At 68.5% G+C, this 26,519-nt stretch carries 32 protein-coding genes; 7 read left to right on the top strand and 25 right to left on the bottom strand.

The window, feature by feature from the left end; all coding sequences use genetic code 11:
- Positions 1-71: 71 nt before the first annotated feature.
- Positions 72-695 carry an ATP-binding protein gene (locus tag BJ982_RS40960; protein WP_376697700.1) on the top strand — a complete coding sequence of 208 codons (624 nt, stop codon included), beginning with the start codon at positions 72-74 and terminating at the stop codon, positions 693-695.
- Positions 696-1,108: 413 nt separating this feature from the next.
- Here the strand turns inward: BJ982_RS40960 and BJ982_RS22155 are convergent, their stop codons facing one another.
- The 24 genes from BJ982_RS22155 to BJ982_RS22040 form a co-directional block, all read right to left on the bottom strand.
- Positions 1,109-1,315 carry a hypothetical protein gene (locus tag BJ982_RS22155; protein WP_184882988.1) on the bottom strand — a complete coding sequence of 69 codons (207 nt, stop codon included), beginning with the start codon at positions 1,313-1,315 and terminating at the stop codon, positions 1,109-1,111.
- Positions 1,312-1,539, bottom strand: coding sequence for a hypothetical protein (locus BJ982_RS22150; protein ID WP_184882986.1), 228 nt, complete (start codon positions 1,537-1,539; stop codon positions 1,312-1,314). The genes BJ982_RS22155 and BJ982_RS22150 overlap by 4 nt, the downstream gene beginning before the upstream one ends.
- Entirely contained in the window at positions 1,536-1,967 is a 432-nt protein-coding gene (locus BJ982_RS40955; RefSeq protein ID WP_184889152.1) for a deoxycytidylate deaminase, read from the bottom strand. The genes BJ982_RS22150 and BJ982_RS40955 overlap by 4 nt, the downstream gene beginning before the upstream one ends.
- Before the next feature lie 57 nt (positions 1,968-2,024).
- On the bottom strand, positions 2,025-2,231 hold the full coding sequence (locus BJ982_RS22140; RefSeq protein ID WP_184882984.1) for a hypothetical protein: 207 nt from the start codon (positions 2,229-2,231) through the stop codon (positions 2,025-2,027).
- Positions 2,232-2,468 carry a hypothetical protein gene (locus tag BJ982_RS22135; protein ID WP_184882982.1) on the bottom strand — a complete coding sequence of 79 codons (237 nt, stop codon included), beginning with the start codon at positions 2,466-2,468 and terminating at the stop codon, positions 2,232-2,234.
- An 8-nt stretch (positions 2,469-2,476) separates the two neighbouring features.
- Positions 2,477-2,710: a hypothetical protein gene (locus tag BJ982_RS22130; RefSeq protein ID WP_184882980.1), complete on the bottom strand. Its 234-nt coding sequence runs from the start codon at positions 2,708-2,710 to the stop codon at positions 2,477-2,479.
- Between the two features lie 81 nt (positions 2,711-2,791).
- Complete coding sequence (locus BJ982_RS22125) at positions 2,792-3,013, bottom strand: thioredoxin family protein (RefSeq protein WP_184882978.1); 222 nt, start codon at positions 3,011-3,013, stop codon at positions 2,792-2,794.
- The gene (locus BJ982_RS22120; protein WP_184882975.1) at positions 3,010-3,162 is read right to left on the bottom strand and encodes a hypothetical protein; all 153 of its coding nucleotides are present in this window, start codon (positions 3,160-3,162) and stop codon (positions 3,010-3,012) included. The genes BJ982_RS22125 and BJ982_RS22120 overlap by 4 nt, the downstream gene beginning before the upstream one ends.
- Positions 3,152-3,856 carry an FAD-dependent thymidylate synthase gene (thyX, locus tag BJ982_RS22115; protein ID WP_184882973.1) on the bottom strand — a complete coding sequence of 235 codons (705 nt, stop codon included), beginning with the start codon at positions 3,854-3,856 and terminating at the stop codon, positions 3,152-3,154. The genes BJ982_RS22120 and thyX overlap by 11 nt, the downstream gene beginning before the upstream one ends.
- A gap of 13 nt (positions 3,857-3,869) precedes the next feature.
- Positions 3,870-5,678, bottom strand: coding sequence for a DNA polymerase (locus BJ982_RS22110; protein WP_203958910.1), 1,809 nt, complete (start codon positions 5,676-5,678; stop codon positions 3,870-3,872).
- A gap of 27 nt (positions 5,679-5,705) precedes the next feature.
- The gene (locus BJ982_RS22105) at positions 5,706-6,239 is read right to left on the bottom strand and encodes a D29-gp49 family protein (RefSeq protein ID WP_184882971.1); all 534 of its coding nucleotides are present in this window, start codon (positions 6,237-6,239) and stop codon (positions 5,706-5,708) included.
- 31 nt (positions 6,240-6,270) lie between these two features.
- Entirely contained in the window at positions 6,271-8,331 is a 2,061-nt protein-coding gene (gene nrdJ / locus BJ982_RS22100) for a ribonucleoside-triphosphate reductase, adenosylcobalamin-dependent (RefSeq protein ID WP_184882969.1), read from the bottom strand.
- Position 8,332: 1 nt separating this feature from the next.
- A complete protein-coding gene (locus tag BJ982_RS22095) occupies positions 8,333-9,025 on the bottom strand; it encodes a hypothetical protein (protein ID WP_184882967.1) in 693 nt (230 codons plus the stop codon).
- Entirely contained in the window at positions 9,022-9,840 is an 819-nt protein-coding gene (locus BJ982_RS22090) for a metallophosphoesterase (RefSeq protein ID WP_184882965.1), read from the bottom strand. The genes BJ982_RS22095 and BJ982_RS22090 overlap by 4 nt, the downstream gene beginning before the upstream one ends.
- Positions 9,837-10,043 carry a hypothetical protein gene (locus BJ982_RS22085; RefSeq protein WP_184882964.1) on the bottom strand — a complete coding sequence of 69 codons (207 nt, stop codon included), beginning with the start codon at positions 10,041-10,043 and terminating at the stop codon, positions 9,837-9,839. The genes BJ982_RS22090 and BJ982_RS22085 overlap by 4 nt, the downstream gene beginning before the upstream one ends.
- Positions 10,040-10,336, bottom strand: coding sequence for a hypothetical protein (locus tag BJ982_RS22080; RefSeq protein WP_184882961.1), 297 nt, complete (start codon positions 10,334-10,336; stop codon positions 10,040-10,042). Before BJ982_RS22080 ends, BJ982_RS22085 begins: the two co-directional genes overlap by 4 nt.
- A complete protein-coding gene (locus BJ982_RS22075; protein ID WP_184882959.1) occupies positions 10,333-10,743 on the bottom strand; it encodes a hypothetical protein in 411 nt (136 codons plus the stop codon). Before BJ982_RS22075 ends, BJ982_RS22080 begins: the two co-directional genes overlap by 4 nt.
- Before the next feature lie 35 nt (positions 10,744-10,778).
- Positions 10,779-11,417, bottom strand: coding sequence for a toprim domain-containing protein (locus BJ982_RS22070; RefSeq protein WP_203958911.1), 639 nt, complete (start codon positions 11,415-11,417; stop codon positions 10,779-10,781).
- 337 nt (positions 11,418-11,754) lie between these two features.
- A complete protein-coding gene (locus BJ982_RS22065; protein WP_221482356.1) occupies positions 11,755-12,186 on the bottom strand; it encodes an endonuclease VII domain-containing protein in 432 nt (143 codons plus the stop codon).
- The gene (locus BJ982_RS22060) at positions 12,173-13,015 is read right to left on the bottom strand and encodes an AAA family ATPase (RefSeq protein WP_184882957.1); all 843 of its coding nucleotides are present in this window, start codon (positions 13,013-13,015) and stop codon (positions 12,173-12,175) included. The genes BJ982_RS22065 and BJ982_RS22060 overlap by 14 nt, the downstream gene beginning before the upstream one ends.
- 60 nt (positions 13,016-13,075) lie before the next feature.
- Positions 13,076-13,834: a phage antirepressor KilAC domain-containing protein gene (locus BJ982_RS40550; RefSeq protein ID WP_184882954.1), complete on the bottom strand. Its 759-nt coding sequence runs from the start codon at positions 13,832-13,834 to the stop codon at positions 13,076-13,078.
- Between the two features lie 7 nt (positions 13,835-13,841).
- Positions 13,842-14,624, bottom strand: coding sequence for a PD-(D/E)XK nuclease family protein (locus BJ982_RS22050; RefSeq protein ID WP_184882952.1), 783 nt, complete (start codon positions 14,622-14,624; stop codon positions 13,842-13,844).
- Between the two features lie 38 nt (positions 14,625-14,662).
- A complete protein-coding gene (locus BJ982_RS22045) occupies positions 14,663-14,908 on the bottom strand; it encodes a hypothetical protein (RefSeq protein WP_184882950.1) in 246 nt (81 codons plus the stop codon).
- Positions 14,909-14,979: 71 nt separating this feature from the next.
- Positions 14,980-15,396 (bottom strand): hypothetical protein, encoded by a 417-nt coding sequence (locus BJ982_RS22040; protein WP_184882948.1) that lies wholly within the window; start codon positions 15,394-15,396, stop codon positions 14,980-14,982.
- 1,303 nt (positions 15,397-16,699) lie between these two features.
- Between BJ982_RS22040 and BJ982_RS22035 the strand changes: the two genes are divergently transcribed.
- Positions 16,700-18,748 carry an ATP-dependent DNA helicase gene (locus BJ982_RS22035; protein WP_275411668.1) on the top strand — a complete coding sequence of 683 codons (2,049 nt, stop codon included), beginning with the start codon at positions 16,700-16,702 and terminating at the stop codon, positions 18,746-18,748.
- Positions 18,749-18,888: 140 nt separating this feature from the next.
- On the opposite strand, the gene BJ982_RS22030 is transcribed toward BJ982_RS22035, so the two are convergent.
- Positions 18,889-19,530 (bottom strand): GntR family transcriptional regulator, encoded by a 642-nt coding sequence (locus tag BJ982_RS22030; protein ID WP_184882946.1) that lies wholly within the window; start codon positions 19,528-19,530, stop codon positions 18,889-18,891.
- A gap of 146 nt (positions 19,531-19,676) precedes the next feature.
- Between BJ982_RS22030 and BJ982_RS22025 the strand changes: the two genes are divergently transcribed.
- From BJ982_RS22025 to BJ982_RS22005, 5 genes are read left to right on the top strand one after another with little or no spacing between them, the layout of a single operon-like run.
- The gene (locus BJ982_RS22025; RefSeq protein WP_239122785.1) at positions 19,677-21,644 is read left to right on the top strand and encodes a beta-galactosidase; all 1,968 of its coding nucleotides are present in this window, start codon (positions 19,677-19,679) and stop codon (positions 21,642-21,644) included.
- A complete protein-coding gene (gcvPA, locus tag BJ982_RS22020; RefSeq protein WP_184882944.1) occupies positions 21,641-23,002 on the top strand; it encodes an aminomethyl-transferring glycine dehydrogenase subunit GcvPA in 1,362 nt (453 codons plus the stop codon). The genes BJ982_RS22025 and gcvPA overlap by 4 nt, the downstream gene beginning before the upstream one ends.
- The gene (gene gcvPB, locus BJ982_RS22015) at positions 22,999-24,546 is read left to right on the top strand and encodes an aminomethyl-transferring glycine dehydrogenase subunit GcvPB (RefSeq protein ID WP_184882942.1); all 1,548 of its coding nucleotides are present in this window, start codon (positions 22,999-23,001) and stop codon (positions 24,544-24,546) included. Before gcvPA ends, gcvPB begins: the two co-directional genes overlap by 4 nt.
- A gap of 6 nt (positions 24,547-24,552) precedes the next feature.
- A complete protein-coding gene (locus BJ982_RS22010) occupies positions 24,553-25,752 on the top strand; it encodes an ATP-NAD kinase family protein (RefSeq protein ID WP_184882940.1) in 1,200 nt (399 codons plus the stop codon).
- On the top strand, positions 25,749-26,516 hold the full coding sequence (locus BJ982_RS22005) for an SDR family NAD(P)-dependent oxidoreductase (RefSeq protein WP_239122787.1): 768 nt from the start codon (positions 25,749-25,751) through the stop codon (positions 26,514-26,516). The genes BJ982_RS22010 and BJ982_RS22005 overlap by 4 nt, the downstream gene beginning before the upstream one ends.
- Positions 26,517-26,519: the final 3 nt, after the last annotated feature.

Genomic DNA, 26,519 nt, shown 5'->3' with positions numbered 1-26,519 from the left:
AGGGGAGTTTCCGCCCACCTCACAAGATCCTCACCGAACTGTCGTGAGGTAGTGCGTCGATTCTGCTACCGATGGTAGACCGCTGTCGCCAATCTAGAAAGGCGAATCCCCCAGGGACACGCAGCCCTGCGGCCGAGCGAAAAGGCGAGCGCATGCGGACAGGAAGCCTATTAGGCGTAACTCATCTAGTCGGGTCCAGAGAAGCGCCGAAGGCCGCTCGTGACTATGTCAGGGCGACGCTCGGAAAGGACCACCCAGCCCTGGATGATGTGACGTTGTTGGCTTCCGAGCTTGTGACGAACTCTTCGCTGCACTCCGATTCGCGCGCTGGCGGCCGGATCACACTCGCTCTCGCTGATTGTGGAGATCTGATTCACGTGGATGTCACGGACGCGGGCGGCGAGAACTTTCCCCGGATGTTCAACGACCCTCTGGCCGAGAGCGGCCGAGGGCTCAGGATCGTGAGGAGCACCGCTCAGCAGTGGGGCATCTGTGATGCCCGCACTGAGCGGACGATCTGGTTCGAGGTGCCCTACAAGCGGCTCCCGCAGCGGACGCTCGCCTGCCCTCGGCAGCGGCCCTCGCCGGACGCTGGATTCTCCTACGGGAGCGCCATGCGGGAGACAGTTCAGCGAGCTAGGCGGACGCTCAGGGAGAGCGTCACGCAGGATCGCGCGCAGCGCCGGCCCCAGTAGGCCGGCCCCATGAGCGGGCGGCGGCGTGGATGTACTTCCCTCGCATCGGGGCGGGGGAGATTCCCCACTACCTGCGCCGTCGCTCTTTCCCACCCATGGGGGACGAATAACCGGAAGAAGGGTCGTCAACTCCGGCCGGTCGGCTGGCACCCATCGTTCACACCACTTCTCAGGACCGAGGAGTTGGGAGCCTATAGCCGTTCGGCTGGGGGGCCTCGGAGGTTCAAATCCTCCCGTCCCCCCGACTTAGAAGAAAGAAGGTGGTCTATCGAGCGATGCAGTCCGGCATGTGACTCATAGGCATAGAGATAGGTCACAGCACAAGGCCCCCGGTCGTCTCCGCGCCGGGGGCTCTGCATTGCCCCTGAAACGACGAAAAGCCCCCGCCGTGGGGGCGGGGGCTTCTCTCGTCATTAGGGCCTGTAAACGACCCTCAGGGGTCCGTACTCCTCGTTCAGCGACTTCCAGGTGACCTTCTCCAGGTCGGTTCCGCGCTCGACGCAGTACCATCCCAGACCTTCGCGGTGCTGCCAGGCGTCGTCGTCCCGGTCGATGAGGACGGTGCCCTCGGCCGGCTCGGGGTCGAGGACGTCCTGGCCGCAGGTCGGGCAGTTGCTCATTCGGTCTCCTCGTCGCTGGCCTCGTGGATGAGGGTGGTCGGGCCGCAGAAGCTCTGAAGGCGCTCCCAGGTGAACTCGCTGAACTCGTCCCCGTCGATCGCGCAGTGCCAGCCGTCCCAGCGGTGCTGCCACGCATCGCCAACGCTGTCGAGCACGACCGAGCCCGGGGACGGCTCGGGCAGCTCCGGGATGGGGCGGAAGGTGGGGGTCTTGGTATCGCTCAAGACAGCTCTCCGTTCGGGGTGACGATGCGGGCCACACCGGCACCGCGGATCAGCTTCAGGCAGCTCGTGCAGGGTTCGTCGGTGATGTAGAGGGTTGAGCCGGCGCAGTCGTCCTTGGAGGCGTAGAGCAGGGCGTTGGCCTCAGCGTGGACGCTTCGGCAATCGCTGTAGCCAGGGCAGAGAACATCGCCCTGTAGCGCTCTTGATACGCGCTCACACGGGCCTTCCAGGCATCCGAGGGCGCCAGGAGGGACGCCGTTGTACCCGGTGGAGGCAATACGCCTGTCCCACCGAACCAGGACAGCTCCAACTCGGCGACGTGAGCAGTCACCACGGAGAGATACTGCTCTAGTGATTCCGAGGAAGTAGGTGTCCCAGCCGGGACGACCTCGGCCGGTGTAGACGAGTCGGGGGAACTTGTCACTGATCTTGCAGACCTCTATGTAGTCGTCCAGCAGGGTCTCCAGACGTCGGGGCTGGCGTGTTCACGCCAACAGGGCCTTCGGTTGGTCGAGCCACATCCACCAGGGGCGGGTGCGGTCCTTGGCGCCGCAGGTGAGACACATGACCTCGCAGCCGTAGATCGGCTTCTCGTCCCAGGCCAGCTCCTCTGGCATGCAGGGCGAGCCGGGGTAGTCCGGGTCGTCCAGGTCGGTCCAGGGCGGCATGCAGTCCTGCCAGGTCCAGGTCACCTAGATCCCCTCGTGCGGGGCCGGGGTCGGGAAGTCGTGGACCCCGCCGTCGTAGAAGCGGTTGAACAGGCCCGCCAGCTCGCCGTACGACTCCTGAGTCATCCCGACGTGCGTGATCTCGTTGACGTTCATCCGGCCGATGACCCTGGTGAGGAAGGCTGCCTCGGCGACGGTCATGGTCAGCTTGAGGCTGCTCGGCAGTCCCTCGTCGTCCAGGTGGATGGTGCGAATCTTCATGAGCCGTCCTAGAGGTCGTGCAGGCAGAGGGCGCAGCAGCCGATGTTGTCCGGGTCGATCGCCAGGGGCATGGCCCACTCGGGGTGGGCCCTGTTCTCGGCGATGATCTGCTCGTTGTAGAGGTGGAGGAGATCGTCGGCGGTCTCGTAGACGTGGCCGCACTCGATGCAGATGATGTAGACCCCCGAGGGCGGGACCGGTTCGTCCCGCCCGCAGGAGTAGCAGTAGTCGGGGCTAGGCAAGGCCGAGGAACTTCGCGAGGCCCCATGCGGCGGCGACGATCACCGCGCAGTAGAGGAGCTGGATGATGTCGTTGAGCTGCCTCACTCGAACTCCTTCGCCACCTCGTTACCGACGAGGACACTGAAGTCGTGCTTCACGTAGGCCGGCGTGGCGCTCACGCCGAACAGCCGGGCGAGGTAACGCCCGTGGTCGGTGCTGGCGTCGACCTTCTGGATGTGGGCCCCGGCCTTGATCGCGGCGTCGACCTTCGGGGAGATCTGCTTGCATGGGCCGCAGGTGGGGCTGAAGAAGTAGAAGTTCATGAGAAGACCGTCCGGATGAGAGCGGCGATGCCGGCCAGCATCAGCGAGTAGCCCAGGAGGATGAGCAGGAGGACGAAGACGTTGGCGGCCATCTTGATGAAGTTGTCCATGGGGTCCTTTCGGAGCTTGTCGAGGTGTTCAGGCCGCACGGCGAATCTCCTCGTTGCCGATGACGTCGCCGAAGTCCTGGAAAGTGCTGGGGGCGATGCAGCGAAGGTGCGTGAGGATTTCGTCCGCCAGCTCGCGGATCTCAGCGTCGGCAGCGACGTGGTACCTCTTCGTCAGCACCTCGCGCCAGGCGCGCAGGTTGCCGGTGACGATGAGGTTCACGGGCTGGGCGTTGAGAAGGAACGCCCGCGCTGCCTCGCGAGCCTGCTTGCGAGGTACGCCCTGCTCGGCCAGTGCGTTCCGGACCTGTACGTACAGATCGACCGCCTCGGCGTGGAAGGCGTGCAGGTCCCCCTCCATGTCGGTCCCCCGCAGGGCGGGCGGGACGGCCGGCTCTCGGCCGGTCTGGTCCACGTAGCGCTGGGACTCGACGGAGAAGGACAGGTGCCTGTGCCTCGTCAGCTCGGCCAGCAAGGACCGGCTGACACCATGGACGAGGAAGGTCGCACTCGCATGCTCCAGCACCGAGAAGTGCTGGTGGTCGATGATGTTCGCGAGGTAGCCGCGGTTCGTCGCGGTGGCGGGGTTCTTCCGCTCCCAGGCTTCGTAGCACTGGCGGCCGGCGGCCTCGGCCAGGAGGTCAGCCGAGGGAGTCCAGGGCTCGCTCTGGAAGCCGGTGGCTTCCTGGAAGGTGACGGCGTCGAATCGAGTGCTGGCGATCAGCTCGACGAGCAAGGTTCTCCTCGGGTTAGTAGTCGGCCCCGTACAGGGAGCCCCAGGAACGCTTCGCCACCTCGGGTTCGGTGACGAAGTCCACGCCTCGGATCTGAGTCCGGAGGCATTCGCCGATCTCCTTGGCCAGGTCGTTGGCCTGGGCCCTGGGCAGGCTGCCTACGACCTCGTCATGGATGGGCAGGCGAAGGAAAGAAGTAAGTCCGGCCTTGTCGGACTTGATGAGCCCTCGGGCGGTCACGTCGCGGCTGGCGGACTGGATGGCGTAGTTAATGGCGCTGTAGGCCCGGTTGGGGTCCACGTACAGGCGGCGGCCGGTGATGGTCTCGATGTAGCCCTGCTTGCCTGCGGTGCGGGTCATCTCCTTGGCCAGCTTGGCGACGCCGGGGTAGGCGGCGTTGAAGCCCTCGATGGTCTTCTTGGCGGTGGCCGGATCGACCTTGGCCTGCTCGACAAGGGCCTTCCAGCCGCCGCCGTAGCAGACCAGGAAGTTGGCCATCTTGCCGACCTTGCGGCTGACGCCTGCGGCGTCGGCGGTGATCTGGTGGAGGTCTTCGCCGTTCTTGAAGGCCCTGTGCATGCGCTCGTCGCCGGACAGCGCGGCGGCCATGCGCAGCTCTTGGGCCTGGTAGTCGATGGAGCCGGAGACTTCGTCCTCGTCGGCGAGGAAGCAGCGGCGGACCATCCAGTCAGAGGAGGGGAGGGTCTGGGCCGGGATGCCCGTGATGGACATGCGGGCCGTGCGAGCCTGCATGGTGTTGATCCATGCGTGGCATCGGCCGTCTTCGTCGGCGTTGGCCAGGAAGCTCTCGGGCCAGGTGCTCGCCCACTTTCCGGCCTTGCGGTACTCCCGGATGGCCTTGGCGAAGGTCAGGCCGTCCTTCTCCAGGCCCTCAAGGAGGGCATCGTCCACCTTGTCCTTGCCGGTGGGCGTCTTCTGGAACTGCGTGTGGCCCATGCAGCGCAGGGCCGCGGCCACCTGGTCGGTGCTGCCGGGGTTGAACTGGTCGCCGTCGAAGACGTCGAGCTTGGCGACCTCTTCCTTGATGACGGTCAGCCAGTGTGCCTCTTCCCCGCGCAGTCGGCCGGCCAGCTCGGTGGTGTACTCCCGATCGAGCAGGAAGCCCTTCTTGCTGATCTCCGAGCAGATCCGGGCCACCTCGTGCTCGTAGGAGATCAGGTGCCGGGCGCTGTCGGGGACTCTCGGGAGGAGGGTCTTGGCCAGCACCCAGGCGAGCACGGGGTCCATCAGGGCGTAGATCTGGTAGATCTCATCCCCGATGGGGACCTTCTCGAAGTAGTCGGCCTTCTTGAGCTTGAGGTCTTTGCACTGCTGGCGGACCGAGCCCTTGATCTCCTTGGCGGCCACCGGGTCGATGTAGACCTCGACCAGCTCCTCCAGGGTGTGGCCCGTCCCGCCTTCTCGGCGGGCCCGGGAATCCACCAGGCGGGAGATGATGCTGGTGTCGATGGTCTTGGGGTACAGCTTGGCGAGGGGGACCCCCAGGTGGCGGTCAACCACCTGGAGGTCGAAGGCCGCGTTGTGGATGTAGAGCTTCTTCGCGTGGCGCAGGGTGGTGGCGGTGTACCAGGCGAAGCGCGGGTGCTGCTCGACGGGCAGGAACCAGGTCTGGTCCCCGGCCGAGAACTGGGCGGTTCTCAGCCGGAACCGGGACTGGTAGACATCCAGGCCGGTCGCCTCGGTGTCGAAACCGAACTCGGTCCGGGAGCCTGCCCACGCGGCGAACGCGGGCAGGTCTTCCTCGGACTCGATGACGTGGCCGGTGACAGTGCGGCCCGAGAGCCGCATCTCGTGAATCCGCACTACCAACCTCCTGTATCTAGGCGCGTGTCAGCGGCTCTTGACGAAGACGGGCTTGCACTGGTCGGGGTCGCCCTTCTCCAGCGGGCAGAAGTAGCCCGCCCAGGCACCCTTGGCGCTGTTGCCGGTGCGGTAGGTCATCTCGCCGTGGGCGCAGCTCTTGCTCGGCATGCCGGGCGGGGTGGACGCCTGGCGGGCCTGGCCACCGCCGCCGTTGCCGCCTCGCTGGGCGGCCGGCGCGGTGCCGGAGTCGAGGGTCTTGGCGTACTTGGCGACGCGGGCGGTCAGCTCCAGCAGGTTCTTCGCCTCGTTGAGGGCCCTCTCGGCCTCCGCCACCGAGTCGGAGTGGATGACCGTCCACGGGGCGTCGAAGCCAGCGCCGTACTTGATGGTGGTGACGATCTTGCCTTCGGACACGGAGCGCTCCTTGCTCGGGGTGGGGGTGTTGGTCGGGGGGACGGCGGCCTGGCCCTCATCGCGGGGCTCGTCGGCGTAGGCGGCCTCGGCCGCCCATGGGTCCTGGGCAGGCGTGTCGGTGGCCCAGGGGTCCTGGTCGAAGCTCATTCAGTTACCAATCTCTTGTATGTGGGCGTGGCTAGCGGATGGGGCATGCGCCGTTGGCGCAGTCCTCGTCGGTGCCGTCCTCGACGTTGGTCAGGCCGGTAGAGGTCACCCACTCCTCGTACTGCTCGCGGGTGATCCGCTCGTAGGGGGCCAGCTCGAATCCGCGCTCGGGGAAGATCGTGGTGCCCTTGAGCGTGCGGGAGTAGTTCCGGATGATCCTCGACAGCTTCTCGGCGGTGTACGCCGTGGGGTCGATGTTGGCGGTGAAGCTCACCGCGTTGTCGGCATACTCGGCCTGGACCATCTCCTGGAAGGAGAGGAGCTGGCTCAGGGTCAGCTCGTCCGCGGACTCCACGATCTCGGCCGGCCAGCCCGCGGCCTCTACCCGCTCCACGACGGACTCCTTGGAGGGGATCTCCACCACGACGGTGTTGGCCGCCTGCGGATCGGGCAGGACGTTGTAGCCCCTGGCCCGGTAGTCCTCGACGGTCGCCTGCTGCGACTCGTCCAGGGTCGAGAAGCGGATGCGGCGGATGTAGTAGCGGCTGAAGATCGGGTGAATACCCTCGGTGGTTCCGGGGAGCTTGGCGATGCTCCCGGTCGGAGCGACGGTCGTGACCTTGACCGGCTCGGGGATGCGAAGCTGGAAGGCGTACTTGCGGGCCTCATCTCGGATGGCCTCGCGGAGCCAGTTCAAGAGCTTCTTCGGGAACAGCCACTCGGGGGCCTCTGAGTACCGGATGCCCATGAGGGCCAGGGCCTCCTGGACACCGAAGAGGCCGACTCCGATGCGGCGGTTCTTGGCGAGGATCGACGCCTGGTGCTCGTCGTGGACGTCACCGAAGGTTGCCCTGATGAGGAAGCGCGTCATCAGCCGGGCAGCCTTGATCGCACCCTCGATGTCGAAGGCGTCACCCCTGTGGTCCGGGGCGAACGCGGCCAGGTTGATGTGGCCGAGGTTGCAGTTCTCGAACGGCTCCAGGGCGATCTCACCGCAGGGGTTGGTCGCGAAGACCTCGCCGGTCTCGCCCACCTGGCTCAGGGACTTGTTCCAGATGCCTGGCTCGCCGTTCGCCAGCATGCCCTTGGAGATCTCCGCCAGGACGTGCTCGGCCCAGATCTGGTTCGCCCGCGCCGACGCCGGGCTGTTTCCGGCCAGCACTTCGTTGAAGCGGTCGTCGATGATGACGCTGATGTTGGTCGTCCAGTGGTTCATCCCGCCGGCCTTGCAGGCGATGAACTGGAAGATGTAAGGGTCGTCCCAGGGCAGCATCGCCATCCGGGCCGACCGCCGGTTACCACCGGCCACGACGCACTGCGCGATGGCGTGGTCTATCTCCATGGCCGCCAGCGGGCTTACCGGGCTTTCCACCCGCTTCCCCAGGACGGCGGCCACGTCGAGCAGCATCTTCGCCAGGGGTGCCGGGCCCGATGCGGTTCCGCCGAAGGTCTTCAGGCGCGCACCGGCCGCCCTGACGTTCGACACGTCGAAGACGCGGTCCTCGTGCTCGGTGTCCTCGCGCATGAAGGCGTCCAGAAGGTCGGACAGAGCGTCCGCCCAGCCCTCCCGGGAGTCCTCCACGACCAGCGGCCAGTCCCACTCGTGGGAGAACTCCTCCGACAGCAGGCCGACGTCCTTCATGGCCTGGTAGTCCGGATGAGCAGGGTCGCACACGATGTGGACCCTCAGCCCGTGCTGCACCGGCCCGTACTGACCGAGGTAGGCGCTGGCGTAGTTCGAGCCGACCCCGCCGCCCTCCATCAGCCGGAGGAAGGTGAACTCGAAGTGCTCGGAGAAGCGGTCGGTCCAGCCGGAGGTGTGGCAGTTGAAGAGGTACTGGCGACCGCGGACTCCGCTGGCCCACAGGTGCCGGCCGGCCGGGAGGACGGCGAAGCTGCTCATGAGGTCGTACAGCTCGGCGCTCTCCCGGACGTACTCCTCGGGGTTCTTGGTGGGGACGAGGTCCAGGTTGCCGAGGACGACCCGATCGACGGTCTCGGGCCAGGTCTCCTTGCTCCCATCGGCCTTGGTCCGGCTGTAGGTCCGCTCGTAGACGGTCTGTCCGGTCGGGCCGAAGGTGAAGTCGGTCAAGTCATACCCCTTGCTTGTGGGTGATGTAGACGGCGGTCTCGGTGGGCATGGCCTTGCGCCGGCCAGGCCCCTCGTGACTGGTGAGCTGCGGGTTGAGGTGGCGGTTCAGCTCGCGGGTGACGGCGCCCACGGCGTCGCTGACGCGCCGCTTGTCGGGCTCGGGGAGGTTCAGATCCTCAGGGCCGAAGGCGGCCAGGATGGTCTCGTGGACTCGATCGGAGACGCGCTCCAGGGCGCTCTTGAGGTCGGCCAGGTTGACCCACAGGCTCTTGGCGTCCACGGCTACGCCGTGCTCGGTGTCCTTGCTGGGGGTCTCCCACGCGTCGGGGTTGAAGTAGAACTCCTTGAGCAGGGCCCTGACCTCGCGCGGGGTGTAGACCGCGGCCTGCGGGTTCTCCAGCATGTAGGCGTAGTGGCGCTTGCCGCAGTACTCGTTGGCCCGGCGAGAAAGAAGGAAGAACAGCACCTCGTACTCGCTGCGACCGTAGTTGGCGGCCTTGGCCAACTGGGCGGCGTTGTGCTTCCACTCGGCGATGGCCTGGGTGGTGACCTCCGAGGCGATGTCCTCGGCGTTCTCGGTCGGGTACTGGTAGGCGAGCTTGCGGCCGACGTGTGCCGCGACCTGCATGAGCAGTTCGGTGTGCTCATCGCTGATCAACGAGTTGCCAACCTCCTGTATCTGGGCATGCGTCATGCAGCCGCCTTGAACTTGCCGGTCTGGTCGCGCTTGAGCGCGCCGTAGCGCTCGCCCTCCACGACGAAGGAGCCGTCGCCCCAGATGTCGATCGCCACCGGGCTCACGTCGTACTTGCCGACGTAGAGGATGCCGAAGCCCTGCTGCCAGTTGGCCACTCCCCCGGCCCCGAGGTACTGGGTCTTGCGGACGTCCATGAGGTTGCCGACCTCGAAGCCCCACCTGCGGACGGGCTTGCCGCCGATGTACTGGGCGGTGTGGCGGCGGATGCCGAGCCGGTGGGTGTGGCCCATGATGATGTTCGCGCCGGCCTTGGTGGCGTGGTTGTAGGCGCTGGTCCCGGCGATCTGCGACATGCCCTTGATCTCGTGGCCGTGGATCAGGACCGTCTCCGGGCCGACCTTGAAGAAGGGCTTGATGAGGTCCACTCCGAAGCCGTCGAAGTCCAGCAGCTTGGAGAAGTGGAAGGCATCGGAGAACTCGGCCAGCGCGGGCGCTGACTGCGCCAGGTACACCCTGGGGCGCTCGTCGTGGTTGCCCTCCAGGATGCCGACCGGGCCGCTGTAGACGGCCCTCAGGGGCTCCAGGAAGTTGCGCTTGCCGTAGTCGCTGTGCTTGATGACCAACTGCTCGAACTCCGAGCGGGTGCCCTTGGACCACCTGCTCGGGGTCGGGTAGTCCATGAAGTCGCCGATCTGGTAGACGGCGTCGGGCTGGTAGTCACCGATGAAGGCCAGGACGTTGCGGAGTGCCCGCTTGTCCTCGAAGGGGAGCTGGGTGTCGCTGATGACGACGACACGCTGAGTTGTGCTCAATCGAACTGGCCCTCCTTGGCCATGCGGTCCACGGTGTCCACGTACATGAAGGTCCAGCCGCCGATGTGGGTGTTCCAGACCTCCTCGGCGGTGACCTGGCGGTGGAAGGGGCAGCCCTTCTCGCACCACAGGCCGTTGCGCTGGCGCTTCTTGTGCCGCCTCAGCAGGGCCTTTCGGAACTGGGGGGAAAGGACTGGGGTCAAGCTGCGGCCTCCTGGTCTTCGTCCAGGGCGTTCTCGTCCCAGATGAAGCCGATGTTCAGGAACAGGTCATAGGCGTGGGGAAGGTCGGGGTCCTTCCAGACCAGGAAGCGTCCGCCCTGGACTTCGTCACAGCGGCGGTCGAGCGCTTCCTTGATGAGCGTGGCGAGCTGGTTCTCCACCCCTCGCGCGTTGGGGATGATCAGCCCCTCGCTGGTGCTGTAGCACCAGCCCTTGGCCTTGAAGAGGGCCGCCAGCTCTTGCGGGTCCAGCTCCCACTCTCCATCGAGCTTCAACGGGAGAAACCCCCGAAGTTGTCGGCGGCCGGGTGGCCGGGGATGCGGTAGAGGATGTCGGTGGGGTCAGGGCCCACAACCTTGGGCGGATTGGCCGGCATCTGGTAGACATCCGGCGCAGGCGAGGGGGCCGGCTTGGCGTGCCGGGCGGCGGCGTTGGCGGTGTATCCGGCGAACGCCTGGTTGATGGCGGCCTTGAGCTGCTTGAGCTTGTAGCGGAGCATCACGTTGTAGGCGATGCCGTCCTCGGCCTCCTCCATGGCGTAGTCCACGAGTTGCTGGAGGCTCATCAGCTCGAACTTCTGCTGGGAGCCCTCGTCGTACTGCTCCTGGCCGACGCCGAGGATGCGGCCCTGGACGGCGACGACGGCCGCCATGACCTCGTTTGCGAGTTCTTCACTGGTCACGTGCTACCAACCTCTTGTATGAGTGCGTGCGAAAGTCAGGCACCGAGCTTGGCTCGAAGGCCCTCGCGTCCGTGGTCGCGGAAGAAGGAAGTAACGTCCCCTCCGCGCATAGGTATAGGGCGGACATTGTCCAGGCCGGAGTTGGCGACCTTGGCCACCAACTCGCGGCCGGGCTCGTCGTCATCGTGGAGGATGAAGACGGCGTCGAACTGGACCAGCAGCCGGGCCCAGACCTTCTCCCACGCCTGCACTCCAGGGCAGCCCACCGCTGGCAGGCCGCACATGGTGGCCACGGCCCGGTCGAACTCCCCCTCGGTGAGGCAGATGTTGCGGGTGCCGCGCTGGAGCGCTTCGGTGCCGTACAGGCGGGGGATGTCGCCTGCGATCGAGAGGTACTTGGGGCCGTCTCCCTCCCCGAGCCTGCGGAAGCGGATGCTGATGCACTCGCCGTCCGGCGTGAGGTAGGGGATGGAGAGGTAGCCCCGGACGTGCTCGTGGCCGGGCTCAGGTGAACGGACGACGCCGAACCGGTGCTCCTTGATGATGTCCTCGCTGAGGAGCCGTTCCGGGCCTGTCAGATACGCCAAAGCCTCGTCGTCGAGCTGGTCGTGGTACGCCCTGGATGCCGTCTCCGTAAACCTCCTGGAAGACGGACTCGGGACTACAGCCTTCATCTAGCTCAACCCTCCTGAGCAGCGTGTAGGCGTTGCCGTAGGCGGGGCACGCCTGGCACTTGAACGCCTCGAAGCGGACGCTGGCGGAAGAGTGCCGGTCGTCATGGAAACGGACAGCGCATCGCGCGCCACCGCCCCCCTTCCTCCACATGGGGGACGTCCGCGCCGAAGTGCTCCAGAAGCGGGGCGATGGGAAGATCCACAGTTACCAACCTCTTGTATCAGCGCGCGTTAATGGCCTTCTGGAGAGCCCTCATGATCTCCGGGTTGCCGGGCCGGGGGTCCTTGGGGGCCGGTCGCTTCAGGTCGGTCGGAGGCTTGGACTCGCGGTGCTTCTTCATCGCTTCCTCTTCCTCTGGCGGCTGTTGTTGGCTTCCTCGGAGGCGTAGCGGGGGCCGAGAACATCTACGGCTGGCGGAGCCTCAAGGTAGGCGGCGGCCCTACGCAGGACATCCGGGCTGTCCCTCGCTGCTGTGAGCAGGCGGGAGTTGCATAACCTGCAAAGAAGGCCGCGAACCACTCCGCTTTTGTGACAGTGGTCCACACTGAGTCGCTGCTTGCGGGTGCCTCCACAGATGGCACAAGCACCGCCCTGGGCCTTGAAGAGGGCGTCATATTCGCCGGCCTCCAATCCGTAGGTCTTGCCGACCCGCCTGCGGTGGGTGGCGTCGCTACGTGCCTTGCGCTGGCAGGTGGTGCAGATCCGCCCTCGCGGTCCAGTGAAGAAGCGCAGTTGCCGGTTCTTCTGGCACCTCTCACAGCGCTTCATGGATCTCGCGCTCTCGGATTCCCTCGGCCGCCTCGAAGTCCTGCTTGAAGTCCTCCCAGACCGCATCGGGCAGGTCACCCCCTGCCGGGGCTTCCATGTCGTTGATGAGCATCCGGTCCAGGTCGGCGTTCAGCTCGACCGACAGGTCTCCGGAGGCCGAAGCCTTACCGGAGCGGTTCTTCAGCACGTACACCCCGAGGGCGCGGCCCTGAGGGGTGTAGGTGTCTGTGTAGGCCAGCCCGAGCACGAGGGTCTGGAGCTTGGTGATCTTCCCTCGGATGTCCTTGAGCTTGAGCGGCTGGTCGCCCGACTCGGCCTCGCCGACCACGTGATGCAGGACGGTCACCTGAGCCTCGGTCTTGCGGGCCAGGTCCACCAGGAAGCTCATGGTGTTCTCGTGGCCGGCGAAGCCCTCGCCTCCGCTCTCGTCGAAGACGTTGACGAGGTTGTCCAGGACCAGCAGCTCTGGCCAACGTCCGTACATGTAGGCGTAGGCCAGCACCTCCTCCTCGATGTGGGTCAGGTTCGGGGAGGCGTCGAAGTCGAACCACACGTTGGTGAACTCGCGCAGCACCTTGTCGTAGCGCTCACCCTTGCCGACCTTGTAGGCCGCCTCGATCTCCTGGACACGGTCTCCCGTCAGGATCGCGGCGGCCCGGAAGGCTTGGGTGACCTCGTCGCTGTCGGCGCTCATGTAGATGCCTCGGGCGCCCGAGCGGATCGCCAGATTCAGCGTGAAGGCCGACTTGCCCACTCCCGGCGCTGCGGCCACCATGGCGACCTGCGAGCGGCGGAAGTGGACTGTGGCGTCAGCCAGGGACTTCCACACCGTGGGGATGGGGGCACCCGCGGCCTTGGCCTTCCGCTTGGCATGAGAAAGAAGAAGTATCTAGACCACCTCGGCCAGGCCGAGCCCGAGCTTGGCGAAGACACGGTCGATGCCCTTCTTGGTGAAGCGGCCCTGCGTGACGGTCTCGCCGTTCGGCTTGTAGACGATCCGGTTCTCCATGTAGCCCTGGTCGACGGGGTAGACCTTGGCGGCCGTGCCGTACCGGTCGATCCAGCCCCAGAGGTCGCGAAGGTGGTCCTCGATGAACTCGCGCTCGCGGATGCCGTACGGCTTGAGCATGCGAGCGACCTCGCGGATGCTCTTGCTCTCCTCGGTGCTCATGAAGTGGTCGTAGCGGTCGGCCTTCGGCGACAGCTCGATGACCTTGCCCTTGGCGAGGTCCCGTTCGGCCTTGTACTTCTGGGCCAGCTCGCCGGCCTTGGCCGCCAGCGCGAGGATGGTCTCCGGGTCGCTGAGGTCCACCCGGTCGCTGTCGATGGCCATCCCGGTCCGGTTGTAGGTCGGGATGATCTCGCCGTAGAGCTTGTCCTGCCACTCCTTCAGCTCGGGCCGGCGCAGGGTGGAGACCAGGCGGTGGAGGCCCTTCTCGGTGATGACCTGCATGTTCTGCTGTCCGCCAGGGGTACTCACAATTGCGTACCCTTTCTCGGTGTCGTCCAGCCCACGGGTGATGGCGGCGGCATCCCGGTAGCCCCACGCCTTGGCCATGTCACTGGCCACGATCTTGAAGGTGTCTCCCTGCTTGATGACGCGAACACCTACGTCGAAGTGGTTGAAGATCGCGATCTCGTTGGTCACGTGGCTCCTACTTCATGAGGGGGCAGTGGGGAGCGACGCCGCAGGTGCGGCAGGCGTCCCCGGGGTTGGGCAGGAACAGGCCGCGCTCGGCCAGCTCGACCTGGCGGACGAACCACCGCTGGATGTACTCCACGTCGAGCGTGGTGAGGTCGATGTCCCTGGTGGGCTTGCCGTCGCGGGTCATGAAGAAGTGACCCCATTGCACGTCCAGGCCGAGCACGTCGGCGACGGCCATGCGGTAGACGATGAGCTGGAATGGCACTGCCGGGACCTTGCTGCCGCTCTTGATGTCGCGGACCAGCAGCTCTCCGGTTCGGGTGTTCTCCATCAGGAGGTCCAGGTAGCCGAGCACGGCTACCCCGCCGAACTCGATCTCGAAGCCGACTTCGGCGGCTACCGATCCGTCAGGCATGGTGAACGGCCGGAGAGTGTCGTCGGCCTTGTTGTACTCGATGTAGTTGGCGACCTGCTCCAGGCCGCCGTTGTAACGATCCACCAGGTCGTTCTGGACCTTCTTGCGGCCCCCTACGAGCCACTTGGACCGTTCCGGGTGCTTAGCGTCGGCCTTGGCGATCTCGGCCCGCCAAGACCTCTTGAAGACCTCCTGGGCGTTGAGCACGTCCATCGTGCGCCCGGACTTCTCCCAGGCGTCGGCCGCGTCGTGAATGGCGACGCCTTGGATGGTCCATCCGGCCGGCGTGGAGGGGAGGCGCTGCACGCGCTCCAGTTCGTAGGCCGTGCCGCACCGGGCGATGCTGGTCAGCCGTGAGACTGAGGTACGTCTACTCAATTACCGTTTCCAAACTCCTGTATCTGGGCATAGCGATATCAGGCCGCGTCCCAGAAGTTGATGCAGACTTCGCCTTCGTCGCTGAAGGCGTCTCTGACAACAGCGTTCGGCGGGATATGGGCGAATCCGTCCGCCAACTCGGCCGCCGTGGCGCGATTGCTGGGGGTCACCTCGTACAGGCTGCCTTTGACTCCAGTGGCACGGGCGACCTGAATGCCGCTGTTGGAGTAGATGACCTCGGGGGCATCGAGTTCTTCGATGAGGTCCAGCGGGCCGGGCTTCATGGGCTACCAAACTCCTGTGTCTGTGGTTGAGAAAAGCGACCCCGCGGGGAGGGGTCGCCATTCTGCTCGTATCACTCTCCGGTGACCCTCTGCACGTCCTGGAGAACCATGTGGATGTGCGAGGGCTCCTTGGCAGGCTTCTCGAAGAAGCCGGCCTCCGGGGTGTAGTCGATATCCAGCCCGGCTTCTTCCAGTCGGTAGGCCCAGCGAAGCGCCGTGTTGAGCTTCGCCATGGGAACCTGCGCCCCTTGGGCAACCTTGCTGAGGTTGCGCAGAGAGGTGGCCGGGCCGGTGTGGACGTGTTCCTTGTCGAGAGTCCACGGGATGAACTTCTTGTGGGAGAGGGCCTTCTTCTGCATCCCGATGCGCTCAACTGCCTGCTGGACGCCGCTCACGGAAACGTTAAAGTGGTGAGCGATTTCTCTGTACGTCTTGCCAGCCTCGACCATACGGCGCAGCTCAAGCGGGTCAATTCGGCGATTCGCCATTTACTGTCACGTCCTTGGTGGCAGTTCCGGTCACACTTACAACATAGGGGGGCTCCTTGGGACTGGACGCGAGATGGGGGGTCCAAGGCAATAAGCTAGCAGGGCCCATAAGATCTCTTTTCATTTCTCGCGGTTTCGGCAAATCATCTAAACGCACGGATGTATTGGGGAACGTCGGCCGTGCGCTTAGGGAAAGTCGAAACTTTCAGGTTCCAACCCAGAGCCGGTATCGCCCGAGCGGGCCACGGTTTTCGGGAACTTTCACGGAACCTTCAATGACTGGGGCGCGGCGAATGACAGCCGTCTTTATATCTCCACCTCACGAGGCTAGGCGGTTCGCTCTCCGCTTAGCTACCTGCCCCGGACCGTTCTTCTGGCGACGGTGCCCATAGATTATCAACAGTCGAGCACGTGTCCACTCTGCCCCCTGATCTTGCGATCATTCGGCGGTGGTGCGCTTAGTTCCAAGTTACCAACCTCTTGTGAGGCTGTCAACCTGGGTCCGGGCCACTTCGTCACCTCGGCGGCCCTTCTCTTCCAAAGCTACCAAACTCTTGTTGTGGTGGCAACTCGCCCCGCCCTCAGGGCTTGGACAGGTTGCAGGGTCGGAGGCCGGCCGGGAGTACCGGCGGAGCGCCAATCGGACCCTAGCACCACGGGACACCCGCTGCCAATCTCTTGGTTGAGTCGCTACGGAGGGTGGTGATCATGGGTGAGCTGGCGGTGCAGTCGTGGTGCAACAGAAAGTCGCCAAGATCCGAAAGCGCCTAATGTCCGATTAAACAGGAGTTTGGAAGTAGGTTGGCAGCAGTCCGAAACTGCACCATCTCGTCGAGCTACCAAACTACTTTTTGGATATCACGCCTGGTCAGAGCCAAGAAAGAGGTTGGTAAGTTGCACTATTCAGGCCGTACAGACATCGTGCTTTAACCAGCCTTTATTCGTCCACTCAACCTCAGGAAACCCTACCGAACCGTCGACGCCATCGACATGGCCGACCCCTTCGGCCCCTCGTGGCACATGAGCCCCGGAACGGGCAGGGGCGGATGGCAGATCGTCGTTGACCCCCCGGAACCGGTGTCGCAAGTCTGCCACGCGAAGCGCCGTCCGGGTTCCGGAATGCCGAGATGCACCCGGAACGCACCGCGCGCCAGGGCACGTCCCCGGCACGGCGACCCCTCCGGGACGGGTAGCGTTGCGTGTCGTGCTCGACGACTCTCTCGACCCCACCGCAGAAGCCCTCGACACGCGCGAGCGGTTCCCCGGCGACCTTCCCCGCGAATTTTCGGGCGAGGAGGACGACGTGCCCGGCGAGGAAGACGACGCGCCCGGCGAGGAGGAGGAGCTGCCCTCGGTCGAGCAACTGCTCGGCGCCGCCGTGGCGGGAGTGGGCGGGGCCGAGCGTCCGGGCCAGGTGAAGATGGCGCAGGCCGTCCGGCACGCCATCGACAACGACGAGCACCTCGCCGTCCAGGCCGGCACGGGCACCGGGAAGTCGCTGGCGTACCTCGTGCCCGCGTTGCGGCACGCCATCGAGTCCGACAGCGCCGTGGTCGTCTCCACCGCCACCATCGCCCTCCAGCGCCAGCTCGTCGATCGCGACCTGCCCCGCCTCGCCGAGGCCCTCGCTGACTACCTACCCCACGAGCCACAGTTCGCCATCCTCAAGGGAAGGCGAAACTATCTCTGCCGTTACAAGGTCACCGCGGTCTGGCCGGACGAGGAGGAGGACCAGCTCTTCGACCCGCGCGAGGTCAGCGCCACCGGCCGCATGGTCCAGCGCATCCAGGAATGGGCCGAGGAGACCGAGACCGGCGACCGCGACGAGCTCGTGCCGGGCGTCAACGAGCAGGCGTGGCGGCAGTTCTCCGTCAGCGCCCGCGAGTGCCTGGGCGCGCAGCGCTGCCCGAGCGGGGCCGAGTGCTTCGCCGAGCGCGCCCGCGAGCGCGCCGGCCAGGTGGACGTCGTCGTGACCAACCACGCCCTTCTGGCCATCGACGCCATGGAGGAGTTCGCCGTCCTGCCCGACCATGACGTCGTCGTGGTGGACGAGGCGCACGAGCTGGTCGACCGGGTCACGAGCGTGGTCACCGACGAGCTGTCGGAGGCGTCGGTCACGACGGCCGTGCGCCGGGTCGGGCGGCTGATCGAGCAGGCCGTGGCCGACCGGCTCCAGGAGGCGGGCGAGGATTTGAAGGCGCTGCTCGCCGTCGCGCCGCCCGGCCGCGTCGACCAGCTCCCCCAGGTGCTCGGCATGACGCTGGCGCTGGTGCGGGACGCCGCGGCGGCGTGCCTGACCGCCATGGGCGGGCGCGGCGGCGAGTCCTGGGGCGGCGGGAAGAACGACGACCCCGAGAAGGCCGGGCAGCGCAAGGCCGCGTTCACGGCGCTGGACGAGGTGCACGACACGGCCGTGCGCATCCTGGAGGCGTTCGGCGGCGACTCCGAGGTGGACCGGGCCGAGGTGGTGTGGCTCGACGGGGCGACCGACCGCCGCCCGCCCGTGCTGCGGGTGGCGCCGCTGAGCGTGGGCGGCATGCTGCGCGACAAGCTCTTCGCCGACCGCACCGTGGTTCTCACCAGCGCCACGCTGGCCCTCGGTGGCACCTTCGACGGCATGGCCCGCCAGTGGGGCCTCGGCCCGGCACGTGGCGAGGACGCCGCCGGCGACAAGCGCAAGCCGTGGACCGGCCTGGACGTGGGCTCGCCGTTCGACCACGCCCGCAGCGGCATCCTCTACGTCGCCAAGCATCTCCCCCAGCCGGGGCGCGACGGCCTGCCCAAGGAGTACCTGGACGAGATCGCCGAGCTGATCGAGGCCGCGGGCGGGCGCACGCTCGGCCTGTTCTCCTCGATGCGCGCCGCCAAGGCGGCGACGGAGGCGCTGCGCGAGCGTCTTTCCACGCCGCTGCTGTGCCAGGGCGACGACTCGACCTCCCTGCTGGTCAAGCAGTTCGCCGAGGACCCCGCGACCTGCCTGTTCGGCACGCTGTCGCTGTGGCAGGGCGTGGACGTGCCGGGCCCGTCGCTGAGCCTGGTGATCATCGACAGGGTGCCGTTCCCCCGGCCGGACGACCCGCTGGCCTCGGCCCGGCAGCGGCACGTCGCCGCCAAGGGCGGCAACGGCTTCATGGCGGTGGCCGCGACCCACGCGGCGCTGCTGCTGGCCCAGGGCGCCGGGCGGCTGCTGCGCAGCCAGCAGGACAAGGGCGTGGTGGCCGTCCTGGACCCGCGCCTGGTCACGGCGCGCTACGGGAGCTTCCTGCTCGACTCGCTGCCGCCGTTCTGGACCACGACGGACCCCCAGAAGGTCCGCGCCGCCCTGCGACGCCTCACCGCGCCCGCCTCGTGATCCATCCCGCCGCGCGCCCGTGACGACCGCCTCGTAGCCCATCCCGCCGGACGCCCGTGACGCCTGCCTCGTAGCCGGCCCGCGGGCGCCCGCCAGGTGGCGCGGCCTCCTGCCGCACCCGCCCCGGGACCCGCCCGCGGCTACTCCGGGATGCGGGCCATCATGCGTTCCATGCCGTTGACCCAGTTGTCGCGCAGGGCGCCGATCGCGCCGGGCAGCTCACCGGCCTGAAGCAGCTCGGCGATGCGGCGGTGCTCGGCCGCCTCGCGCTCCAAGGGGGCGTCGTCGCCGGCGAGCAGGTGGGCGTACCTGCGCATGCCGGCCTTGACGCTGGTGATCAGGTCGAGCAGGCGCTCGTTGGGGCAGCCGCTGAGCAGCAGATCGTGCCATTCGTCGTCGTGGCGTTCGATGACCTGCTGCTCGGCCACCGCGTCGGGGAACTCGCGCGCCATGCGCAGCAGCTCGGGGGCGATGGCGCGCAGGTGGTCGGCGTCGGAGGTCTCCAGCGCCAGGGCCTCCAGCGCGGCGACGATCGCGCACAGCTCGCGGAACTCCTTGCGGCTGACCGGCGCGAACCGGAACCCCCGCCCCTGGTTGCTCTCCAGGACCCCTTCGCCCGCGAGCGTGATGAGCGCCTCGCGCAGCGGGGTGCGGCTGACGCCGAGCTCGGCGGCGAGCGCGGCCTCGTTGACGTCGGTGCCCGCGGCGAAGTCGCCTCGATCGAGCCTGAGCAGCAGCTCCTCTCTGATCTGCTCCCGCAGCGGACGCCGCTCGATCGGCATGTCTGTCCTCCCCGACGACCTGGGTGATCTTTACCGAATCTTACCCGTTGACGGCACTCAAAATAATGCACTATGAATTCTGAACACAAAATATTACTGATGCGGCCCGACCAGAACGGGCCTTCCGGACATGACAGGAGAAGCGTGTGCTGACCCGGGTGCCGGGCCTGCTGTTCGGCGGTGACTACAACCCCGAGCAGTGGCCCGAGGAGGTGTGGGCCGAGGACGTGCGGCTGATGAAGGAGGCCAGGGTCAACCTGGTCACCGTCGCGGTGTTCTCGTGGTCGCGCCTGGAGCCGCGCCGGGGCGCCTTCGACTTCGGCTGGCTGGACCGGGTGCTCGACCTGCTGCACGCCGAGGGCGTCGCCGCCGACCTGGCCACCGCGACCGCCACCCCGCCCCCGTGGCTCGTGCGCGAGCACCCGGAGGTCATGCCGGTGGACGCCGGCGGCACCCGGCTGGACTTCGGCTCACGCCAGGGCTACTGCCCGAGCTCACCGGTCTGGCGCGAGCACACCGTGCGCCTGGCCCGCGCGATGGCCACCCGCTACGGCGCCCACCCGGCGCTCGCGATGTGGCACGTCGGCAACGAGTACGCCGACCACACGCTCGAATGCTTCTGCCCGGTCTCGGCCGCGCACTTCCGCCGCTGGCTCGCCGGCCGGTACGGCGACGCCGACGGGCTCAACGCGGCGTGGGGCACCTCCTGCTGGGGCCAGCACTACACGAGCCTGGACCAGGTGGAGCCGCCCCGCCGCGCGCCGGGCCCGCTCAACCCCGCCCAGGTGCTCGACTGGCGGCGCTTCTGCTCCGACGCGCTGCTGGAGTGCTTCGTGCTGGAGCGGGACGCGCTGCGCGAGACCACCCCCGAGGTGCCGGTCACCACCAACTTCATGAGCCTCCTGCACGGGCTCGACTACTGGAAGTGGGCCGCCGAGGAGGATTTGGTCAGCGACGACGCCTACCCCGACCCCGCCGACCCGGACGCGCACGTGGCCACCGCGCTCAGCTACGACCTGATGCGCTCGCTGAAGAACCGGCCCTGGCTGCTGCTGGAGTCGGCCCCCTCGGCGGTCTCCTGGCGCGAGGTCAACGCGCCGAAGCCGCCGGGCGTGATGCGCCTGCACAGCCTGCAGGCCGTGGCGCACGGCTCGGACGGCGCGATGTTCTTCCAGTGGCGCCAGGCGAAGTACGGCCCGGAGAAGTTCCACTCGGCGCTGCTCCCCCACGGCGGCACGCGGACGCGCACCTGGGACGAGACGGTGCGGCTCGGCCGCGACCTGCGGGCGCTCGGTGAGGTCGCCGGGAGCGCCACGACCGCCGAGGTGGCGCTCGTGCTCGGCTGGGACTCCTGGTGGGGGCTCCAGGCGCCGGAGTCGATGCCGTCCGACCGGCTCGACCTGAAGAAGATGCTGCTCGCCTGGTACGCGCCGCTGCACGCCGCCGGGATCGCCGTGGACCTGGTCCCGCCCGGCCGCGACCTGTCCGGCCACCGGCTGGTCATCGCCCCGAACCTCTACATGTGCACCGAGGAGCAGGCCGCCGCGCTCGCCGCGGCCCCCGGGCGGCTGGTCGTCGGCCCGTTCAGCGGGGTGGTCGACGCCGCCGACCAGATCCATGAGGGCGGCGCGCCCGGCCCGCTGCGCGAGCTGCTCGGCGTGCGCGTGGAGGAGTTCTGGCCGCTGCCGGACGGCGCGCGCCAGGAGGTCGTCCTGCCCGGCGGGGAGCGCGCGACCGCGTCCACGTGGGCCGAGTGGATCACCCCGCTGGACGCCGAGCCCCTGGCCCGCTACGCCGGCGGCGACCTGGACGGCCGGCCCGCGATCGTGCGCCGAGGGCGGGCCACGTACGTGAGCTGCCTGCTCGACGACGTGACGCCCGTGCTGCGCGCCGAGCTGGCGGCCGCCGGGGTGCGGCCCGCGGCCGAGGTCCCGCCCGGCGTCGAGGCCACCCGCCGTGGCCGCCACCTGTTCCTGCTGAACCACACGACCTCCCCGGCCGCGCTCACCCTGCCCGCGCCGGGCACCGACCTGCTCACCGGACGGCGCCTGCGCGGCGAGATCACCCTCGCCGCGCGCGACGCCGTCGTGCTGAGGATCGAAGGAGACCAGTGACCCACCCATACATCCCGAACGCCGAGCCGGGCGTGCGGGCGGAGATGCTGGCGGCGATCGGCGCCGCGAGCGTCGAGGACTTCTACGCCGACATCCCGCCCGAGCTGCGCCTGGACCGCCCGCTCGACCTGCCGGAGCCGTTCGTGGCCGAGCACGACCTGGTGCGCCACATGCGCTCCCTGCTCGGCCGCGACACCGGCACGGACGAGGCGCTCAGCTTCCTCGGCCACGGCTGCTACCCGCACCACGTGCCCGCCGTCTGCGACGAGGTCAACTCGCGCGGCGAGTTCCTCACCGCCTACGCGGGCGAGCCGTACGAGGACCACGGCCGCTTCCAGGCGCTGTTCGAGTACGTCAGCATGATGGCCGAGCTGCTGGAGATGGACGTCGTCAACGTCCCGACCTACGACGGATTCCAGGCGGCCGGCACCGCGCTGCGCATGGCCTGCCGCCACACCGGCCGCGCCAAGGTGCTGGTCAGCGGCGCGGTCGCGGCCGACAAGCTCAGCAAGCTGCGCGACTTCCTGAGCCCGGACATCGAGATCGTCCAGGCGCCGGTGGACTCCGGCGGCGAGATGGGCGAGGTCGTCCTGGACGACACGTTCGCCGCGATCTACCTGGAGACGCCCAACGTCTACGGCGTGGTGGAGACCCGGGGCCGTGAGCTGGCCGAGCTGGCACACGCGCACGGCGCGCTGCTGGTCGTGAGCGCCGACCCGATCTCGCTCGGGGTGCTGGCCCCGCCGGCCGCCTACGGCGCCGACATCGCCTGCGGCGACATCCAGTCACTCGGCGTCCACCAGAACCACGGCGGCGGGCAGGCCGGGTACATCGCCACGCACGACGACGAGCTGGTCGCCCAGTTCCCCTCGCGCCTGTTCGGCATCGCGCCGACCACGGTGCCCGGCGAGTACGGCTTCGGCGACGTGTTCTACGAGCGCACCTCCTTCGCCCTGCGCGAGGAGGGCAAGGAATGGGTGGGCACGGCGGCGGCCCTGTGGGGCATCACCGCCGGGGTCTACCTGGCCCTCATGGGACCGCAGGGCATGCGCGAGGTGGGCGAGACGATCCTGGCCCGCACCCGCTACGCGATGGACGCGCTGGCCGGCGCGGGACTGCGGGTCCTGCACGACGGCGCCGTGCACTTCCGGGAGTTCGCGGTCGAGCTCAACGACGCAGCCGACGCAGCCGCGCTCCTGGACCGGCTGCGCGCGCAGGGGATCTACGGGGGCGTGCCGCTGGACGACCGGACGATCCTGGTCTGCGTCACCGAGCGGCACTCGATCGCCGACATCGACAGGCTGGCCGCGGCCGTGGCGTCCGCCCGGCGCGCCGACGACGAGGGAGGCCGGCGATGAGCGGGCACGCCGCGGAACCGTTCGCCAAGCTGCCGGTGGGGCCGAAGCCGCCGCTGCGCCGCTTCCACCAGGCCCGCTGGGACGAGCCGATCATCTTCGAGCAGTCGCGGCCCGGGCAGCGGGGCATCGCGGTGCCCGGGCCGGGCGCGCCCGCCGTGGAGCTGCCGGACTCGGTGCGGCGGGCCGCGCCGCCCGCGCTGCCGGAGATGTCGCAGCTGCACGTCCTGCGGCACTACGTGCGGCTGTCGCAGGAGAGCCTGGGCGTGGACCTCAACGTCGACGTGGGCCAGGGCACCTGCACGATGAAGTACAGCCCCAAGGTCAACGACTCCTTCGCCAGGGCCGTCGCCGAGCTGCACCCGCTGCAGCACCCCGACACCCTCCAGGGCGTGCTGGAGATCTACTGGCGGCTGGAGCGCATGCTGGCGGAGGTCTCCGGCATGGCGCGGGTCTCGCTGCAGCCCGGCTCGGGGTCGGCCGCGATCTACGCCAACATCGCGATGATCCGCGCCTACCACGCCGCGCGCGGCGACGAGCGGCGCGACCAGGTGATCACGACGATGTTCTCCCACCCGTCCAACGCCGCGTGCGCCAAGACCGCCGGGTACGAGGTCATCACGCTGATGCCGGACGCCGACGGCTACCCCGACATCGAGGCGCTGCGCGCCGCGGTGGGCCCGCGGACGGCCGCGCTGCTGATCACCAACCCCGAGGACACCGGCATCTTCAACCCGCGGATCGCCGAGTTCGTCGAACTGGTCCACCAGGCGGGCGGGCTGGCGTGCTACGACCAGGCCAACGCCAACGGCATCCTCGGCATCACGCGGGCCCGCGACGCCGGGTTCGACCTGTGCCACTTCAACCTGCACAAGACCTTCTCCACCCCGCACGCGTGCGGCGGCCCGGCGGCGGGGGCGTGCGGGGTGTCGGAGGCGCTGGCGGAGTTCCTGCCCGGCCCGGTGGTCGCGGAGGAGGACGGGCGGTTCTCGCTGGTCACGCCGCCGCACTCGATCGGGAAGATCCGGCCGTTCCTCGGCGTGACCCCGAACGTCGTGCGCGCCTACGCCTGGATCATGACGCTCGGCGCGGAGGGGCTGCGCCAGGTCGCCGAGACCGCGGCGCTGAACAACAACTACCTGATGCACAAGGTGTTGCGGATTCCGGGCGCGTCGGCGCCGTGGGACCGCCGCCGCATCGAGCAGGTGCGCTACTCCTGGCAGGAGCTGTCGGAGGAGACCGGCGTCCACTCCGAGGAGATCGGCGTGCGCGCGTCGGACTTCGGGGTCCACTACTGGACCAGCCACCACCCGTACCTGGTGCCCGAGCCGTTCACGCTGGAGCCCACCGAGTCCTACTCCAAGGAGGACCTGGACGAGTACGCGGCGATCCTGGCGCACGTGGCCTCCGAGGCCCGCACCGATCCGGAGCTGGTCAAGGGCGCCCCGTACAACAGCCCGATCCACAAGATCGACCCGACGCCGCTGGACGACCCCCGGCAGTGGGCGCCCACCTGGCGCGCCTACGTCCGCAAGCACCTGGCCTGACCGGCGATGGAGCACCGCATCCCCGCGACGGCCGGCACGCACGCCGGTCTCACGGTCGGGCTCGTCGTCAACCCGGTCGCCGGGCTCGGCGGCCCGGCGGGGCTGAAGGGCAGCGACGGCGCGGACGTCCAGCGTGAGGCACTCGCCCGCGGCTCGGTGCCGCGGGCGGGGGCCAGGGCGGCGCGGGCCGTGCGCGCCCTGATCGCCGCCGCGCCCGGCGTCCGCCTGGTCACGGTGGCGGGCGCGATGGGCGAGGACAGCGTCCGCGCGGCCGGCGGTTCGCCCCTGCTGACCGGGGGCGCGCCGTCCGCGGGGGCGACGTCGGCGGCCGACACCAGGGCCGCCGTCGCCGCCATGGCGGACGCGGACCTGGTGCTCTTCGCGGGCGGGGACGGCACCGCGCGCGACGTGCTGGACGCGCTGCGCCCGCTCGGCGCGGACGCCCCGGCGGTGCTCGGCGTGCCCGCGGGCGTCAAGGTCTACTCCGGCTGCTTCGCGGTGAGCCCGGCCGCCGCGGGCCTGGTGGCGGCCGGGTACACGCCCGGCGCGGTCGCCGAGGCCGAGGTGGTGGACCTGGACGAGGAGCTGTACCGGAACGGGCTGGTCGGCCCTCGGCTGTACGGCACCGTGCGGGTGCCCGCCGACGCGCGCCGGCTGTCGGGCAGGAAGACCGGCTCCTCGGCCACGGGGCCCGGCTCCGCCGAGGGCGTGGCCCGGGAGGTCGTCTCCCGGATGCGGCCGGGGGTGCGCTACGCGCTCGGCCCCGGCGCGACGACCATGGCCGTCGGAAGGGAGCTGGGGCTGGCCACCACGCTGCTCGGCGTGGACGTGGTCGAGGCCGGTCCCCGGCCCCGCCTGCTGGGGGCGGACGTGACGGAGGCTAGGCTGTTCGACCTGGTCAGAGGGCATGAGGCGCTTCTGGTGCTCTCGGTGATCGGCGGTCAGGGCTTCGTGCTCGGCCGAGGCAATCAGCAGATCTCCCCCCGCGTCCTGCGGGCCGTCGCGCGTGGCGGCCCCGGGCGGCGCGCCCTGGTCGTCCTGGCGACCCGGCAGAAGCTGGCGGGACTCCGGGGACGGCCCCTGCTCGCCGACACGGGCGACCCCGAGACCGACCTCGGGCTCGCCGGGCACGTCCAGGTGATCACCGGACATCACGAGAGCACCGTCTACCGCATCGCGGCCGCGAGTGAGGAGTACGCGCAGTGAAGACTCTGGAGGACGCTCTGAAGGGCAGGGTCGCGATCGTCACCGGCGGCGCCTCCGGCATCGGGAGGGCGACGGCGCTGCTGTTCGCCGCCCAGGGCGCCAAGGTCGTCGTCGCCGACATCGACGGCCCGGGCGCCGAGGACACGGCCGGGCGCATCGCCGCCGGCGGCGCGGACGCGATCGCCGTCCGGGCCGACGTCTCCTCCCCCGCCGACTGCGAGCGCGTCGTCCGCACCGCCGTCGAGCGCTTCGGCGGGCTCCACGCGCTGTTCAACAACGCCGGGATCATCCGCCGCAGCACGGCGCTCGACCTCGGCGTGGACGAATGGGACCGGGTCATGGCGGTGAACGTCCGCTCGGTCTTCCTGATGTGCAAGTACGCGATCCCCGCCATGACCGAGGGCGGCGCGATCGTCAACACCGGTTCGGGGTGGGGCCTGAAGGGCGGCGGGAACGCGGTGTCGTACTGCGCATCCAAGGCCGCCGTCGTCAACATGACGCGGGCCCTGGCCATCGACCACGCCGGAGCCGGGATCCGGGTGAACTCCGTCAACCCCGGCGACACCGACACTCCCATGCTGCGGGACGAAGCCCGCCAGCTCCAGGAGGACTGGGCGGCCTTCGCCGCCGACGCGGCCGACCGTCCGATGGGCCGCGCGGGCACCCCCGAGGAGATCGCCCAGGCCGTTCTCTTCCTCACCGCGGACACCTCCTCCTACATCACCGGCACGGCCCTCGTCGTCGACGGCGGCGGCCTGGCCTGACGC

Source organism: Sphaerisporangium siamense (assembly GCF_014205275.1).
GTDB classification, from domain to species: domain Bacteria; phylum Actinomycetota; class Actinomycetes; order Streptosporangiales; family Streptosporangiaceae; genus Sphaerisporangium; species Sphaerisporangium siamense.
Note: the sequence above shows the minus strand (reverse complement) of the source record. Positions and strands in the feature narration are given on the sequence as shown.